The organism is Halobacterium wangiae (assembly GCF_021249345.1).
GTDB lineage: Archaea > Halobacteriota > Halobacteria > Halobacteriales > Halobacteriaceae > Halobacterium > Halobacterium wangiae.
This window is the reverse complement of the sequence record NZ_CP089588.1, coordinates 2698651-2714483: the sequence shown is the minus strand read 5'-3', so window position 1 is coordinate 2714483 and position 15833 is coordinate 2698651. Positions and strand designations below refer to the sequence as shown.

General features: G+C 67.8%; 16 protein-coding genes and 1 tRNA gene. 13 read left to right on the top strand and 4 right to left on the bottom strand.

The annotated features are described in order from the left end of the window. Window positions 1-54: 54 nt before the first annotated feature. From LT965_RS14370 to LT965_RS14345, 6 genes are read left to right on the top strand one after another with little or no spacing between them, the layout of a single operon-like run. Entirely contained in the window at window positions 55-3210 is a 3156-nt protein-coding gene (locus LT965_RS14370) for an ATPase, T2SS/T4P/T4SS family (protein ID WP_349292033.1), read from the top strand. Then, window positions 3207-5219, top strand: coding sequence for a type II secretion system F family protein (locus LT965_RS14365; protein ID WP_232701544.1), 2013 nt, complete (start codon window positions 3207-3209; stop codon window positions 5217-5219). Before LT965_RS14370 ends, LT965_RS14365 begins: the two co-directional genes overlap by 4 nt. Before the next feature lies 1 nt (window position 5220). Next, on the top strand, window positions 5221-5658 hold the full coding sequence (locus tag LT965_RS14360; RefSeq protein ID WP_232701543.1) for a DUF7287 family protein: 438 nt from the start codon (window positions 5221-5223) through the stop codon (window positions 5656-5658). 1 nt (window position 5659) lies between these two features. Next, complete coding sequence (locus LT965_RS14355; RefSeq protein ID WP_232701542.1) at window positions 5660-6229, top strand: DUF7288 family protein; 570 nt, start codon at window positions 5660-5662, stop codon at window positions 6227-6229. Further along, window positions 6226-6663 carry a DUF7266 family protein gene (locus tag LT965_RS14350; RefSeq protein ID WP_232701541.1) on the top strand — a complete coding sequence of 146 codons (438 nt, stop codon included), beginning with the start codon at window positions 6226-6228 and terminating at the stop codon, window positions 6661-6663. Before LT965_RS14355 ends, LT965_RS14350 begins: the two co-directional genes overlap by 4 nt. Next, window positions 6656-7381, top strand: coding sequence for a DUF7289 family protein (locus LT965_RS14345; RefSeq protein WP_232701540.1), 726 nt, complete (start codon window positions 6656-6658; stop codon window positions 7379-7381). The genes LT965_RS14350 and LT965_RS14345 overlap by 8 nt, the downstream gene beginning before the upstream one ends. Here LT965_RS14345 and LT965_RS14340 read toward each other — a convergent pair. Together LT965_RS14340 and LT965_RS14335 are read right to left on the bottom strand one after the other, a co-directional pair. Then, window positions 7374-8696: a DUF7289 family protein gene (locus LT965_RS14340; protein WP_232701539.1), complete on the bottom strand. Its 1323-nt coding sequence runs from the start codon at window positions 8694-8696 to the stop codon at window positions 7374-7376. The genes LT965_RS14345 and LT965_RS14340 overlap by 8 nt on opposite strands. Window positions 8697-8801: 105 nt before the next feature. Then, the gene (locus LT965_RS14335) at window positions 8802-9326 is read right to left on the bottom strand and encodes a hypothetical protein (protein WP_232701538.1); all 525 of its coding nucleotides are present in this window, start codon (window positions 9324-9326) and stop codon (window positions 8802-8804) included. Window positions 9327-9843: 517 nt separating this feature from the next. Between LT965_RS14335 and LT965_RS14330 the strand changes: the two genes are divergently transcribed. Continuing rightward, window positions 9844-10284, top strand: a complete 441-nt coding sequence (locus tag LT965_RS14330; RefSeq protein WP_232701537.1) for a type IV pilin domain-containing protein — start codon at window positions 9844-9846, stop codon at window positions 10282-10284. A gap of 181 nt (window positions 10285-10465) precedes the next feature. On the opposite strand, the gene LT965_RS14325 is transcribed toward LT965_RS14330, so the two are convergent. Then, window positions 10466-10537 (bottom strand) — tRNA-Ala (locus LT965_RS14325). A 270-nt stretch (window positions 10538-10807) separates the two neighbouring features. Between LT965_RS14325 and LT965_RS14320 the strand changes: the two genes are divergently transcribed. From LT965_RS14320 to LT965_RS14305, 4 genes are read left to right on the top strand one after another with little or no spacing between them, the layout of a single operon-like run. Next, on the top strand, window positions 10808-11272 hold the full coding sequence (locus tag LT965_RS14320) for a 30S ribosomal protein S15 (RefSeq protein ID WP_232701536.1): 465 nt from the start codon (window positions 10808-10810) through the stop codon (window positions 11270-11272). Next, window positions 11273-12337 (top strand): hypothetical protein, encoded by a 1065-nt coding sequence (locus LT965_RS14315; protein ID WP_232701535.1) that lies wholly within the window; start codon window positions 11273-11275, stop codon window positions 12335-12337. Next, complete coding sequence (locus LT965_RS14310) at window positions 12334-12588, top strand: KEOPS complex subunit Pcc1 (RefSeq protein WP_232701534.1); 255 nt, start codon at window positions 12334-12336, stop codon at window positions 12586-12588. Before LT965_RS14315 ends, LT965_RS14310 begins: the two co-directional genes overlap by 4 nt. Continuing rightward, window positions 12585-13217 (top strand): 30S ribosomal protein S3ae, encoded by a 633-nt coding sequence (locus LT965_RS14305; RefSeq protein WP_232701533.1) that lies wholly within the window; start codon window positions 12585-12587, stop codon window positions 13215-13217. The genes LT965_RS14310 and LT965_RS14305 overlap by 4 nt, the downstream gene beginning before the upstream one ends. 24 nt (window positions 13218-13241) lie before the next feature. On the opposite strand, the gene LT965_RS14300 is transcribed toward LT965_RS14305, so the two are convergent. After that, window positions 13242-13691 (bottom strand): plastocyanin/azurin family copper-binding protein, encoded by a 450-nt coding sequence (locus LT965_RS14300; RefSeq protein WP_232701532.1) that lies wholly within the window; start codon window positions 13689-13691, stop codon window positions 13242-13244. Window positions 13692-13798: 107 nt separating this feature from the next. On the opposite strand from LT965_RS14300, the gene LT965_RS14295 reads away from it, so the two are divergent. Together LT965_RS14295 and LT965_RS14290 are read left to right on the top strand one after the other, a co-directional pair. Continuing rightward, window positions 13799-14488, top strand: a complete 690-nt coding sequence (locus LT965_RS14295) for a protein sorting system archaetidylserine synthase (protein ID WP_232701531.1) — start codon at window positions 13799-13801, stop codon at window positions 14486-14488. Window positions 14489-14511: 23 nt separating this feature from the next. Next, window positions 14512-15810 carry a HEAT repeat domain-containing protein gene (locus LT965_RS14290; RefSeq protein WP_232701530.1) on the top strand — a complete coding sequence of 433 codons (1299 nt, stop codon included), beginning with the start codon at window positions 14512-14514 and terminating at the stop codon, window positions 15808-15810. The last annotated feature ends 23 nt before the right edge of the window (window positions 15811-15833 follow it).

The following is a 15833-nucleotide window of genomic DNA, read 5'->3' as shown; positions in this document are numbered from 1 at the left end:
CAGTATGGTAGTCGGGCACAAGGGTTTTTCACGCTGGGGGGCCAGGACCCGCCAATGGCAGGGGACGACGCCGAGGGCGACGGGGGTCCTGACGGCGCCGAGGGTGGCGACGGCAGCGAGGAGCCAACGGACCCGACCGACGGACGCGACAGCGACTCCGGGCGGCCCGGCGGGAGCGCGGACCCACCGTCCGGCGACGCCGACGACGTCACGATCGGAGAAGCGGAACCGGCGGACGAGTCGACGGCCGACGGTGCGGCCGCAGCGGACCTGTTCGACGAACCCGACCCGGACCGCCGTAGCCTCGACGAACTCGAACCCGCCGTCGAACGCGTCCCGGGGACGGGACGCGACACGGCGCTGAACACCGACCTCGACCCCGCGGTCGAGCGACTCGTCGGCGAGGGCGGCGCGACGGTCGGCGACTACTCCTGGGTGGACTACCTCAAGGAGTACGGTCACTCGGCGGCCGCCCACCGGGTCGAGGAGCGCCGCGAGCGCGTCAGACACGAACTCGCGGTCGCCGAGTCCGACGCAGAGGACCCCGAGAACCCCGAAGACCCGGAGGACCGGGTCGAACCGCCGTACCCGACGTTCGAGGAGTTCGGCGCGGACCCGCCGCGCCCGAACTGGAAGCGCGTGGACGCCGACCCGACCGACGACCTCGGGTTCGCGCCCGAAGCGAGGGACACGGTCGTCGGCACGGCAGCCCGTCGCGCGACGAACCTCCACGAGTTCTTCGACGAGTTCACCGACCCCGAGACGACCCCCGTGAACTCCGAGGAGTGGATGTGGGAGCACTTCAAGCGCGAGTACTACTACGTCGGCGAGAACGACTGGACTCGGCCCCGCGACGACGACGGCGACATCGTGCGCTTCGACCCGGTCGAGTACCTCGGCTTCGACCCGGCGAACACCGCCCACTGGCTCTCCGTGAAGGACGACGCCGCCGACGAGATGCTCGACCTGGAGGACGAGCGCACCGTCAACGTCCGCGAGGACGTCGACGAGGACGCGTTCTTCTCGACGGTCGAGGGCCAGACCACGATGGCGAACCGCTACGACCTCGAGAAGGCGGTGTCGATGGAGAAGAAGACCCACTTCAGCGAGGTGGAGCGCTACTGGGTGAACAAGCCCTACGCGTTCGTCGTCGTCTTCCACTCCGACCGCGAGAACGAGAAGAAGTACTACCTCGTCGAACCGTACCGCAACCCCATCGAGACCGACCTCCAGTCGTTCCTTACGGACAAGCTCCGGACCGCCATCAAGTACGCCAGCGAGGGCGTGATGGCGGCGGGCGACGAGACCCAGCGCCGGTCGGTCATCGAGCGCGAGACCCGGAAGCTGCTCGACCGCTACGACCTCTACGAGGGGCCGCCGGGCATCGAGCAGTCGCTGGTCGACCGCCTGCTCGTCGCACTCGGGCGGCGCGACGCCCCCGACGCGCTCGAATCCGACCAGATCGACGGGATCCAGGCGCGGCCCGAGCCAGCGGTCCTCGAGGAGGACGCGGACACGCTCACCCAGTACCAGGTGGAGACGCTGCTGTACGTCCTCAAGCGCAACTTCATCGGCTACGAGCGCATCGACGGCATCAAACACGACATCAACGTCGAGGACGTCTCCTGCGACGGGTACAACTCGCCCGTCTTCGTCTACCACACGGACTACGAGAACCTCATCACGAACGTCCACCACGGCCAGGAGGACCTCGACAACTTCGTCGTGAAACTCGCCCAGCGCTCCGGGAAGGGCATCTCGAAACGCCAGCCGCAGGTCGACGCGACGCTCCCGGACGGGTCGCGCGCCCAGTTGACCCTCGGCAAGGAGGTCAGCGACCACGGCACGAACTACACCATCCGCCAGTTCAAGGACGTCCCGTTCACGCCGGTCGACCTCATCAACTGGCAGACGTTCAGCCTCGACGAGATGGCGTTCCTCTGGCTCGCCATCGAGAACCACAAGAGCGTCGTCTTCGCCGGCGGTACGGCCTCCGGGAAGACGACCAGCCTGAACGCCGTCTCGCTGTTCATCCCGAGCAACTCGAAGATCGTCTCCATCGAGGACACCCGGGAGGTCGAACTCCCGCAGCGCAACTGGATCGCGAGCGTCACCAGGCCGAGTTTCGGCGAGGACGAGACGGGCGACATCGACGAGTTCGACCTGCTGGAGGCCGCGCTCCGCCAGCGCCCCGACTACATCGTGATGGGCGAGGTGCGCGGCGAGGAGGGGCGGACGCTGTTCCAGGTGATGAGCACCGGCCACACCACGTACACCACGTTCCACGCGGACAACGTCGGCGAGGTGCTCAAGCGGTTCACCACCGAACCAATCAACGTCTCGAAGACGCTGTTCACCGCCCTCGACCTCGTCTCCGTGCAGACGGAGACGCGGGTGCGCGGCCAGAAGGTGCGCCGGAACCGCTCCATCACGGAGATCAACCGCTACGACCCGGAGAACGACGAGATCAACGTCAACGACGTGTTCCAGTGGGAGCCCGAGGACGACTCCTTCCGGCAGACCGCGGACTCCTCGACGCTCGACGAGATCAAGTTCGACCGCGGCTGGACCAACCAGGAGCTCCAGGCGGAACTGCAGGAGCGCCGCGTGCTGCTCGCGTACCTCATCCAGGAGGGACTCAACGAGTACGCACAGGTCGCGGCGACAGCACAGGCGTACATCAACGACCCGGAGACCATCCTCGCGCTGGTCGCCAACGACCGCCTCCAGGAGGCCCTGGAGGACCTCCGCGGGATGGAGAGTGTCATCATCGACGTCGACCCCGACAAGGAGGAGATGGTGCCACGCCCCGACCCCTCCGAGCAGGTCTTCGAGGAGACCGAAGCCATCCTCGAGGCAGCCCGCGAGGAGGGCGGCGTCCTCACGGAGTACGAGGGCGTGACGCCGGACTCGCTGGCGGCAGCGCTCTCCCCGGACGCCGCCGACGAGGACGTCGTCGCGGAACGGCGCGGCCTCGACGCGGACGCCCTCGAAGCGGCCATCGAGCGCGTCGCCGGCGACGCCGACGACGGCTTCGGCGAGTTCGAACCCGCGAGCGCGAGGGCGGACGACGACGTGGACGCGGGCGACGAGGTCGCCGACGGCGGCACGCAGACCGACCCCCCGGAGGGAGCGAGCGACGCCCCGGTGGGTGAGGATTCGCAGTCGGCGTCCGGCGACGGGTTGGACGGGGAGGCCGATACCGAATGAGCACGGGGTCGCGGACGTTCGGCGAGGGGGCGGACGCGCTCGCCGACGCGTTCTACCCCCTCTACCGGTGGGCGTTCGACGAGCAGAGCGACTTCGTCGCGGACGTGGAGACGAAACTCGCGGAGGCGCGCATGGACGACCCCGCGGAGCTGTTCGTCTCGCGGGCCATCGGCGTCGGCGTGCTCGTCGGCGTGTTGCTGTGGCTGCTCGGCCTCGCGCTCGGCTACGTGCTGTTCTACATGGGGTTCATCGGGACGCAGTCCATCATCGGCCTGCCCGTCCCCAACGAGACGCTGCTGGCCGTCGTCCAGGCCATCAAGATCCCCGCACTCGTCGTCGCCACCGGCCTCGTCTTCGGCTTCATGGGGTTCACGGTGGGGTTCGGGACGCTCGTCGCGCTCCCCTACATGCGGTCGAGTTCCCGCGAGCGGGAGATCAACATGCTGCTCGCAGACTCCATCTCGTTCATGTACGCGCTCTCCATCGGCGGGATGAACCAGCTCGAGATCCTGGAGGCGATGGCGAAGGCCGACGACACGTACGGCGAGGTGGCCATGGAGTTCCGGAGCATCGTCCAGGAGACCGAGTACTTCGACACGGACTACCGGACGGCGGTGCGGAATCGTGCGATGGAGACGCCGAGCGACGAACTCAGCCAGTTCCTCACGGACATGCTCTCCATCATCAACTCCGGGGGGGACATGACGGAGTTCCTCTCGGACAAGAAGGACAAGCACATGCGCACCGCCAAACAGCAACAGGAGCTCACCCTGGAGACCCTGGAGCTGTTCGGCGAGATGTACATGACGCTGTCGCTGTTCCCGCTGTTGCTCATCATCATCCTCGTCATCATGAGCATGCTCGGGCAGGCCCAGATGCGACTGCTGTACGCCACCGTCTACCTGCTCGTGCCCATCGTCGGCCTCGGCTTCCTCGTGCTCGTCTCGACGGTGAAACAGGACGAGATCGGCGACGGCTACCTCGAACTCGACGACGGCGACGACGGCCGGAAGGAGCCCGGGCTGGTGAACCTCGGCCTCGTCGAGCGCTTCGTCGGCGACTTCGCTATCTTCGACCGCGTGAAGAGCCGCGAGGGGAACTACGAGACCAAACAGCTCCTCCGCCACCCCGCGGCGTTCTTCCGGGACAATCCGCTGTTCACGCTGGCGTTCACCGTGCCCGTGATGGTGGTGTTCGTCGTGGCGGCGGTGGTCGGCGACGTCGCACCGACGACCATCGACGGGATGGTCGAGGCCCCGATATGGGGGACGTTCCTCTACGTCTACCTGCCGCTGTACGTCGTGGGAACGCCGCTCGCGTTCTTCCGGGAGTGGAACGTGCGCTCGCGGCGCCGCATCACGAACAAGCTCTCGGACAACCTCCGGAAGCTCGCGTCGGCCAACGACACCGGGATGACCCTGCTGGAGTCCATCAGCATGGTGTCGGACACGACGGCCGGGAAACTCGGCGAGGAGTTCGAGGTGATGTACGCGAAGGTGAACTACGGCACGAACCTGCGCCAGGCCCTCGTCGAGTTCAACAACAAGTACCACATCCCGCGGCTGGCGCGGACGGTGAAGCTCATCTCGAAGGCCCAGGAGGCCTCCAGTCAGATCACGGCGGTGCTCTCGACGGCCGCCCAGGCCAGTGAGAACCAGGACGACATCGAGCGCGAGCGGCGCTCGCGGGCCCGCATGCAGGTCGTCATCATCGTGATGACCTACCTCACGCTGCTCGCCGTGATGATCATCCTGAAGGTGAAGTTCCTCGGCACGATGGCGGGGCTCTCGACGTCCACGGCGGGCGGCGCCGGCGCGAACGCCGACATGAGCTTTGGCGGGAACATCGACACCGAACTGCTCGGCGTGATGTTCTTCCACGCCGTGACGATGCAGGGGATCATCTCGGGGTTCATCGCGGGCTACATCCGGGACGCCGACCTGCTCTCGGGCGTGAAGTTCGCGGTGGTGCTGCCGACCATCGCGCTGATCGCGTTCGCGTTCACGTAACATGACTCGCGCACAGACCACCATGGATTTCGCCGCGGGCGTCAGCATCTTCCTCGTCACCGTGGCGTTCGCGTTCGCGTTCGTCCCCGGTATCATCACGCCGTTCACGGGGACGGGCGTCGGCGACCCCGTCACTGCCAACCGCCTCGCGGACGGCCTCGCCTCGGACCGACTCGCCGACGCCGACGCGCCGTTCGTCCTCGACAGCGAGCGCGTGGCGTCGTTCTTCGGCGACGAGACCGACCTCGCCGACCGCCTCTCCGTCCCCGAGTTCCGGTCCGTGAACGTGACACTGAAAACCGACAGCGGCGTCGCGACCGTTGACGGCGACCCCGCGACCGCCGGCAGTCCGGTGCCGAGTACTGCGGACGTCACCGTCGCGTGGCGCTCCGTCTCGCTCGACGGTCAACGCCACGAACTCGTGGTGCGGGTGTGGTAGCATGCGGGGACAGGCACACACGCTGGAGGGGGTCGCCGCCGCGCTCGTCGTCGTCGTGGCGGTGGCGTTCACTCTCCAGGCGACCGCTGTCACCCCCCTCACCGCGAGCACCGCGAGCCAGCACATCGAGACTCAGCACGAGCAGGCGGCCGCGGGGCTGCTGGAGACGGCGAGCGCGGACGGGTCGCTGTCGACGACGCTGCGCTACTGGAACGAGTCGAGCGCCGCGTTCTGGAACGCCAGCCGTCGCGGCTACTACCTCGGGAGCACGCCGAACACGACGTTCGGTGACGCGCTCGGTGCGACGTTCGGGGAACGTGCGGTCGCGTACAACCTCAATGCCTACTACGTGGACGCCGACGGGGACCGCGAGTTGCGGCGCGTCGTCTACAACGGCCAGCCGAGCGCCGACGCGGTCGCCGCCACACGACTAGTGACGCTCTACGACGACCAGCGCGTCACGGGTACCGACGGCGGGCCGACGCTGGAGAACGCGTCGTACTTCGGTCCCGACGACCCGGGGCCGACGTACGGCGTCGTCGAGGTGGAGGTGGTCGTGTGGCGGATGTGAGCCGCGGGGTCTCCACGGCGCTGGGGTACGTGTTGAACCTCGGCGTCGCCGCCATCCTCGTCACCACGCTGATGCTGTCGGCGGGGACGCTCGTCGACGACCAGCGCCGGGCGGCCGTCGAGACGGAACTGGAGGTCGTCGGCGAGCGCGTCGCGGCCGACCTCTCGGCGACCGACCGGCTCGCGCGTGCGAGCGACGGCGGGTCAGTCCGTTACGTCGTCGACGTCCCCGAACGCGTCGCCGGTACGACCTACGACGTGCGGGTCAACGAGAGCGGGAACGACCACGTCGTCCTCGTCTCCGAGCGACCCAGCGTGCGGGTGAGCGTCCCCTACGACAGCGAGACGCACGTCCCGGCGGCCACCTACTCGGACGGCCGGTTCGCGTTCGTCTACGACGCCGACGCGGACGCCCTGGAGGTGGAGCGTGTCTGAACGGAGTCGCGGGGTGAGCGACACGCTCGGCTTCGTGCTCGTCTTCGGCATCGTCGTCTCCACCGTCGCCGTCGCCTACGTCGGGGGCTTCGACGCGCTGACGGGCGCCCGCGACGCCCAGCAGTTCGCCAACACGGAACGGGCCTTCGACGTGCTCGACGCGAACGTCGAGGACCTCGCTGTCCGCGGCGCACCGAGTCGAACCACGGAGATCATGCTCTCCGACGGCGCCCTCCAGTTCGGCGACCCCGTCACGTTCAACGTCACGGCGGGCAGTGACTACTACGCGACGACAGTGCGGCCACTCGTCTACCACGCGGACGACGGCAGCGAACTCGTCTACTCGAACGGCGCGCTGTTCCGACAGTATGGCGACCGCGCGGTACTGTTCGACGAACCGCGGTTCGCCACCGGGAACCGGACGTTCGTCCCGTACGTCGTCACGCGCGCGGCGAGTAGCGACGTCAGTACGGACAACACCCGCCGCCTGCTCGTCCGGACGACGGTTGCGGACCGGGAGGTCCGGACGTTCGAGGACGTCGACGCGGACCTCGTCGTCACCTCGCCGCGGGCCGCGGCGTGGGAGCGCTACCTCGAGGACGAACTCGACGCCGAGTGCGACGGTCCGGCTGACGGCTTCGTCGACGAGGTGCGCTGCCCGCTGGACGCCGACGACGTCTACGTCCAGGCAGTCGTCGTGGACGCCGCGTTCAACTGAGCGTCACGTTGATGGCGTTCTCGGTGACGTGCAGGAACGTCACCACGCGCGAACTGGACGACGAGTACTCCACGTTTCCCGTCGAGGCGTCCAGGTCCACGCTCTCGGAGTTCCCGGGAGCGTTGTTGTTCCCCTTCGACTCGGTTTCGAGGTCGACGTTCGGCCCGAGCTCCGAGAGGTAGTGGTTCACGAGGTACCCCGTGGAGTTGTTCGACAGCGGCGACGAGGCGTCCTGGTAGGTGACGTTCGTCGGCCCGGTCAGGTCGAGGTGGAGCGTCGGCGTGTCGCCGTCACAGGAGTACGAGTACGTCGAGCCGTCCGCCGTGAACGCGGTGTCGTTGCGCCACTCGTGGGTCGTCCCGCCGTTCGTGTACGTGAGGGTCACCTCCGACTCCTTGCCCTTGCAGGGGTTCGCGCCGGCGACGTTCACCTCGAAGCGCTCGGAGCCACCGTCGTCCGCGACCAGCGACCAGTCGAGGTCGTTGAAACTGGATTCCTTGTTCGGTTCCAGTGTGAACGACAGCGAGTCGATCGGTTCGTCGTCGCCGAGACCGCGGAGTTTCACTGGCGTCTCCTGGAGCGAGAACCCACCGCCGGTCCCGCGCGCGATCAGTTCCAGTTCGACGGTCTGGTTCGCCTCGTCGACGGTCACGTTCCCGGTGCTCCGGTCCTCGAAGAACGCCGCCCACCCGCGGTAGTAGTCGCTCTGGACGGTCACGATCACCGTACCGTTCGACAGCGGGTTCGAGAGGGTCTCCGTCGGGAACTTCGAGACGTCCACATCGTTGGGCGTCACCCGCGCCGTCGGCCTCCCGGAGACGGAGGACTCCCCGCCGGTCACCCGGACTAGGGGCAGCGTCAGCGTAGCGTCCTGGTAGTTGAACTCGGGCGGGGACACCATCCGCGACCCCGCGCCCTGCGAGCGCCAGACGCCCCCGCCCTGGTAGGCGACCTCCGCGTCGCCGTTCTCGTAGACGATGGCGCCAAGCGACGTGTCCAGGATCGGGTCGCCGACCTGGTCGCCGTCACTGTCCTGTCGTATCACCGTGATGTGCCCGGAGTCCGGGCGCACGTCGTAGCTCCCGCCCGCCGAACCGGACAGCGACACCGTCTGGCCGTCGGTCTGGCCCAGCGCGACGAGCGCGCCCCGGGCGTCGAAGAGGCTCAGCGACTGCTCGGCGCGCTGGACGGACGAGGAGTGTTCCGCACTGTCGAGTGCGCTGCCAGCCACCGTCACGACGACGCCGACGCTCGCCACCGTGATGGCGAGCAACAGCACCAGACCGATGGTCTCCGACTGGCCGCGCGCGTCCATGCCACACCCCTTCACAGCAACCACGCATCAACCTGACGGGCAACGTGTCACCAACGAACCAGGCTCCCCTGGACGACCTCGCCCGGCGAACCCCGCCAGCGTCGCTCAGATCACCGCGAGGGCGCCGGTGACTACCGCCAGCGTCACCAGGAGTCGACCGACCGTCCCGACGAAGGCCGCGATAACCAGTCGCCGTTCGTCGTCGGTGTTGAGGACGGAGAAGGCGTAGATGACGACCGTGTCGGGCATCAGTGGAATCGACAGCAGCACCGCCAGGCCGACGTACTCGTACCTGCGGACGAACGACAGCACCGGTCCGCTACCCCGGGGAGCGCCGGACTTGGGCGCGAACCGCTGGAGGAACCACTGTGAGGGACCAGCACTGACCGCACCGCGACCGATCCGGAACGCCGCGAGGCTGCCGACGGCCTTCCCGGCCGCACTCACGAGTACGACGACACCGATGGTGAGCGCGGTCGGAACGCCCAGTTCCATCTGGGGTGCCGGGAGCAGGACCAGTTCGCCGGGCAGTGGGAGGACGAACGCGACCAGGACGGAGTAGACGAAGATGAAGAGGAGGCCAGCTGGCCCGTTGGCCGTCGCGACGAGCGCTTCGATCGTCGCGAACATCACTGGGGGCCGGCTACCGGCCCCGACAGCGGCCGACGTTCACTCCGTCTGCGAACTCCGAGTAGTCGTGTCGAACGGGGAGTCACTGGCGGCCGTACTGGCCAGCGGAATGTAAACCGTTCCTTCTTCGGCCGTCGGGAGTGCCGACCGGTCGCTCCCGGATTCGTCTCCCGTAGTGCGTCGCTCCGGGTGGTTCGGCGAACCGGACGACACGGCCCGGTATCTCTCTCGGGAGCGCTCGACGCGCACTATCTCGATAATTGTGACTAGTCGGAATGTTTTAACAAGAGGTCCGTGAATCGTGTGAACACCTCGGTTTCACCGGGGTGTCAGCTCGAATAGGCTGATCTTCATGGCGAGTCGCGCTCACCCCGTGACTCGTTCTGACTGAAATCCGTCAGACACGCGTCAGCCAATGGTTTGTTTCTCGGTTGTTGGGAGCGGTAGTATTATGGTTCCAACCTCATAGAGGGGTGTTACGCACGAACCGACCACACGGTCGGCGTGTCACAGACCAATGAAAAAGATCAGCTTATTCGACGTTCCGGACGAGGACGACCGCGGCGTATCGCCGGTCATCGGGGTCATCCTGATGGTCGCCATCACAGTGATTCTGGCAGCCGTTATTGCCACCTTCGTGCTCGGGTTCCCCGATCAGGTGAGCAACAACGTCAACGCTGGCGCCGACGTCAGTCAGAACAGCAACGACGGCAACGCCACCGTCACGTGGATTAGCGAAGGTAACGCAGTCAAACTGAACGTCACTGCTAGCAATTCTTTGGCCGAAGTAAACGGCACCACGTTCGGAGTTCTCGATAATGTTGGGGACTCGGTTACCGTTTCTCCGGTGACCGGTGAGGACGACGTGACAACGAACGTGATCGTCAGAGCTGTCGGTGAAGACGGTACAGAGACCGTCATCACCCAGGAGGAAGTCACGCTCAACAGCACGTCGTAGCAGTCTAGTTCCGCTTTTTGCGTTTTCTTCGGACGCACAGTGCAGAATCGACGCAAAGCGACAGCGCTGTCGCTTCGTATTCGAGAACAGGCGCGGACTCGTCGGGACCGAGGAAACCCGAGTTTGCGAGGGTCGACGGGTCTATCGACTGAGTGAGCGGAGGGGCGCGAAGAAAGTCGAGTGGACTCGTCGGGATTTGAACCCGAGGCCTTCCCCGTGCCAGGGGGATGATCTACCACTGATCTACGAGCCCTCGAACGCATCTCCACGTTGCCCGGGGTTCCTGATAAACCCCGCGATTCGACCGCAAGCGGGGGGTGTCGAGGGCAGCACAGAGATGGAAACCCTTTACGTGCCCGGGCGTTTTGCTGACGATAGGGAACCACACGGCCGTAGATCCGACTCGCCGCTCGCCGGGTGCGTGGCACCGTTTTCCGCCACGCGTCCGGAGCGGCTTGGGACTGCGGTAGTGTCGTGGCACCGTCAGGTGCCGCCAGCGTTTCGTGTAGTTCCAATCCGAACAATGGCACGAATGCACACACGCCGTCGCGGGTCCTCCGGTTCGGACCGCCCGACGGCAGACGAACCGCCGGAGTGGAGCGACGTAGACGAGGACGCGGTCGAGGACCGCGTCGTGGAACTGGCCGAGCAGGGGCACGACCCCTCGCAGATCGGCCTGAAGCTGCGCGACGAGGGCGTCCAGGGGACGCCAGTCCCGGACGTGAAGCTGGCGACCGGGAAGAAGGTCACCGAGATCCTCGAGGAGAATGACGCGGACCCCGAGATCCCCGAGGACCTCCGGAACCTCCTGGAGAAGTCCGTCCGTCTCTTCGAGCACGTCGAGGAGAACGGACAGGACCACCAGAACAAGCGCGCACTCCAGAACACCCAGTCGAAGATCCGTCGCCTGGTCGACTACTACCGGGGCGACGAACTCGACGCGGACTTCAAGTACTCGCACGAGAACGCGAAGGAACTACTCGAGTAGATGGCGACGACGGGACGCAGTACAGCGACGACGGAGCCCGACGCCGTCTCGGCGCTGGCCGACGCGGAGTTCGTCCGCGTGACGGCCGCGCCGACCGGCGGGAGCCTCGCGGCCGCCGCCACGCTGGCGGGGGCCTGCGACGAGCGCGACGTGCCCTACCAGGTGCGCGTGGCTCGAACGGCTCCGGCTCCGGACGTCGCCGATGCGACCCACGTCACCGTCGGCGTCGAGACACCGGCCGCGGACGCGGCGTTCGCGGCGGACGCCTCGAACCAGGCCTTCGACGCGGCCCGGGAACTCGGCGCGTCGCCGAGTCCGGTACTGGCGTTCGCGGGCGCGCTCGCCGACGACGGTGAGCCGTCCAGCGACGTGCGCGAAGCTGCCGACCTGAGTCGGCGACCCGGCGTCGGCGTCCCGACCGCGGACCTCGCGGCGGGACTGGCGCACACGACCCGACTCCACGCGTCGTTCTCGGGAGACGAGCAGGCGGCGGGCGCGACGCTCGCCGAACTCGCCCTCCCGGCGGAACTCGACGACGACGCGCGGCGCAGGCTCGCGTCCGTGGTCGCGCTCGACGCGACCGACGGCAGAGAGGCCCGCGCGGCAGAACGCGTGAGCGACGCGCTCCGCCCGCACGAGACGCCGGACGGCCCCTTCGAGACGGTCGAGGGGTACGCCGACGTGCTCGGTGCGCTGGCGTGGGACGCCCCCGGACTGGGGGTCGCTCTCGCACTCGGTAGCGTCGACGGCCCGCCCGCGCTCGACGCGTGGCGCTCGCACGCAGCGGACGCACACGCGGCAGTTCGCGCCGCCGACCCCGCGAGACACAGGGGTGTCGTCGTCGCGAACGCCGAGACGGCGCACCCGACCGTCGCACGTCTCGTCCGCGACTACCGCTCGGCCGAACCCGCGGCGCTCGTCGTGGGAGACGGCACCGCAGCGCTCGCCACGACCGACGCAGACGCACGCGACGTGCTACCGGACGGCGTCGGTTCGCCGTCCCTCGCCGTCGCCCGCGTCGAAGACGAGTCCGACCTCGTAGAGACCGTCCGGGGTGACCTATGACGCGCACGGCGACCGTCCGCACCGACGTCGCGGACCCAGAGGTCGTCGCGCGCTCGGTCCGCCCGGACAACACCACCGAGATGGAGACGCGCGTCGAGCGCGACGGTGCGGACGACGGCACGGTCGTCACGCGCATCGAGCGCGACGACACCGCCGGCCTCGCCTCGACCCTCGACGACTACGTCGTCAACGTCACGGTGGCCACCGAAGTTGCACAGCACGCCGAACGACACACCACAACCCAATCATGAGCGAACGTTCCGTATCCAAGCAGAACCAGGAGAAGCGGTGGTACACCGTGCTCGCGCCGGAGGAGTTCGACCGGCAGGAGCTCGGCGAGACCCCCGCAGAGGAGCCAGAACAGGTCTACGACCGAACCATCGAGACGACGATGAGCGAACTCGCCGACGGCGGCGAGAACAACGTCAAGCTCACCTTTCAGGTGAGCGACGTCGGCAGCGACACCGCGTCGACGGAGTTTGTCAAGCACGAACTCACGCGGGACTACAAGCGCAGTCTCGTGCGCCGCGGCTCGTCGAAGATCGAGGCGACCATCACGGTCCTCACGACCGACGACTACCGCGTGAAGGTCCAGCCGGTCGCCTACACGACCAAGCAGGCCGACCAGAGCCAGCAGAAGGCCATCCGCCGCACGATGATCGACCTCGTGGAGGAGGCCGGCGAGGAGCGCACGTTCGAGGCGCTCATCGACTCCGTCATCGAGGGTCGACTCTCCTCGGCCATCTACGGCGAGGCGAACACCATCTACCCGCTCCGCCGGGTCGAGGTCCAGAAGGCCACGCTGGAAGCCCACCCCGAGGAAGTGTACGAGGAGGAGGAGACCGCGGTCGACGTCGACGAAGACGAAGCGGAAGCCTGACCGCCGGGCTTCGACCGACGCGTACTACTCGCTGACGACGACTTTTCCGATCATCCCTGCGTCCTCGTGGGGGATACAGACGTAGTAGTAGTCGCCCGGCACCTCGAACGTGTGTTCGTACGTCTCGCCGGGGCGGACGATGCCGCCGCCGTCGACGCTGTTCTCCCACGCCGAGCGAGCGGTGGTCTCGTCCTCGAACCCGCCGGAGGCGAAGTAGTCCGCGCCCTCCGGGATGCCGTCGTCGTAGCCGGTCACCGTGTGGTTGCGCGACCCGCTGTTCGCCCAGACGACCGTCTCGCCGACGGCGGCTTCGAACGTCGGCGGGTCCACGCCCTCGACGCGGGGGTCCGGGACGAACGCGTTCGACTGCATGCCGATGTCGTAGTCCGAGGACCCCAGTGTGGGACCGATACAGCCGGCGAGCGCCGTGGTCGCGAGGCCCGCACCGGCGGCGAGAAACGCCCGGCGTTGCATGCTCGACAGTCGGGACGTGACCCATATAGGCGACGCGGTCCGAGTCGGGGGCCTCGGGCGGCGCGCGGATGTAAACACGTAAGGACGCCTGTCGTCATGAGCGAATCATGCACCCCCGGTTCGTCGGCCGGTTGGGCGTCGCGGACGCCGTCACGTCGGCGAACGCGGCGCTCGGCTTCGTGGCGGTCGTCGCGGCGACCGTCGACGTGGAACTCGCGGCGCGACTGGTGCTGCTCGCGGCCATCGCGGACGGCCTCGACGGCCTGCTCGCGCGGCGGTACGGGTCGACGCCGGCCGGGGAACACCTCGACTCGCTCGCCGACGTGGCGTCGTTCGGCGTCGCGCCGGCGTTCATCGTGGCGGCACGAGTCGGCGACACCTGGGGGTTCGCGGCGCCCCGGGCGCTGCTCGCGGTCGGCATCTGCGCACTGTTCGTCGCCGCCGGCGTGGTCCGTCTCGGGATGTACACGGCCTACGACACCGGGAACGCGCACACCGAGGGCGTGCCGACGACGCTCGCGGCGACACTGCTCGCGGCGGGCGTCCTCGCCGGCGTCTCCGACCCGCTGGTGGTCGTCGCTGCCACCGGGGTCCTCACCGTGCTGATGGTGACGACGATAACCTACCCGGACCTGTACCCTCGCGACGCGCTGGCGATGGGCGTGGTCCAGGCGGCCGCGCTACTCGCGCCGCTGGCGCTCTCGCGGTCGTTCCCCCGGGCGTTGCTGGCGTGGGCGCTGGCCTACCTCCTCCTCGCACCGCGGTTCTACTGGCGGGCCGAAGGGAAACGCTCATAGGCGCGCTGGCGGAACGCGTTAGTATGAGCGACGGGGACGAGGAACCCGACGAGACGCCCGGGGAGACGCCCGACGAGGAGGTCGCGGACGTCGACGTGGAGACGCTGGAGACGCGTCTCGACGGCGCCGAGACCGACCTCGAAGCGGCCGAGACCGAGGCCGAACTCGACGAGGTCGAGGCGGAACTCGACGAAGTCGAGAGCGACCTCGAGGCGACGGACCTGCCGGAACCGGACGACGAAGACGAGGAGGACCCACAGGAGTCCCTCGAGACGCGGCTCTCGGCACTCCGCGACGACCTCGACGCACAGCGCGGTCCGTACGCCGAGGACGCCGTCTCGGACGTCGAGGAGGCCCAGTCTACGATGCGCGAGACGCGCTGGACCGAACAGGGCGAAAAGGACCTGCAGGCCACCGTGAACGCGTTCCTCGACGAGGCCGCCGACGTGCTCGGCGAGACGTTCACCGGCGGCGACACCGCCGACCCGGACGCACTCGCCGACGACCTCGACCAGGTCGTCACGGCCGTCGAGAGCGCCGACCTGCACCCGGACACCGACGCGGAGACCATCGCGGCGCTGGTGGGAGCCACCGACGGCCTCACCGAGGGCGTCGAGGACGCCCAGGAGTGGGACGACCTCTCCGTCCGACAGAAGCTCCAGTACGAGGGCTACTACGACGTCATCAACCAGAAGCACAAGGACTTCCCCCCGGAGCTGAGCGCGCTCAAGGAGTGGAAGAAGCGCGGGAACGTCGAGATGATCCTGCTCGTCCTCGACCACATGGGCGACACCGACTTCATGGAGGAGTACTGCATGGACGCACTCCTCCACATCGGCAGCGTGGAGGCCCTCGACGAGGTCGGACAGCTCGCCGCGCGCCGCGACCTGCGCGCCATCGAGATCATCGGCAAGATCGGCAGCGAGGACGGCGTCGAACACGTGATCGACTACGTCGACTCCGACAGCAACCGCAAACTCCAGACGACCGCTATCAAGGCGCTCGGCGAGATCGGTAGCGAGGAGGTCACCCAGGACGTCGCCGACCAGCTCGTCGCCGACGACGAGGGCGTACGCAGCCAAGCCGCCCGCTCGCTGGGCCTCATCGGTGACACGCGAGCCATCGAGCCGCTCGCGGACGTGCTCGACGACGACGACTCCGACAGCGTCCGGACGTCCGCCGCGTGGGCGCTCGTCCAGATCGGCACCGAGGACGCCCTCGACGTCGCCGCGGAGTACACTGACGACCGCTCGTACATCGTCCAGCAGGAGGCCCGGAAGGCCGGCGACGCACTCGACGCTGGCGCGGCACGCACCGCGTAGCCCGCCCTCTCCTCTCGGATCTC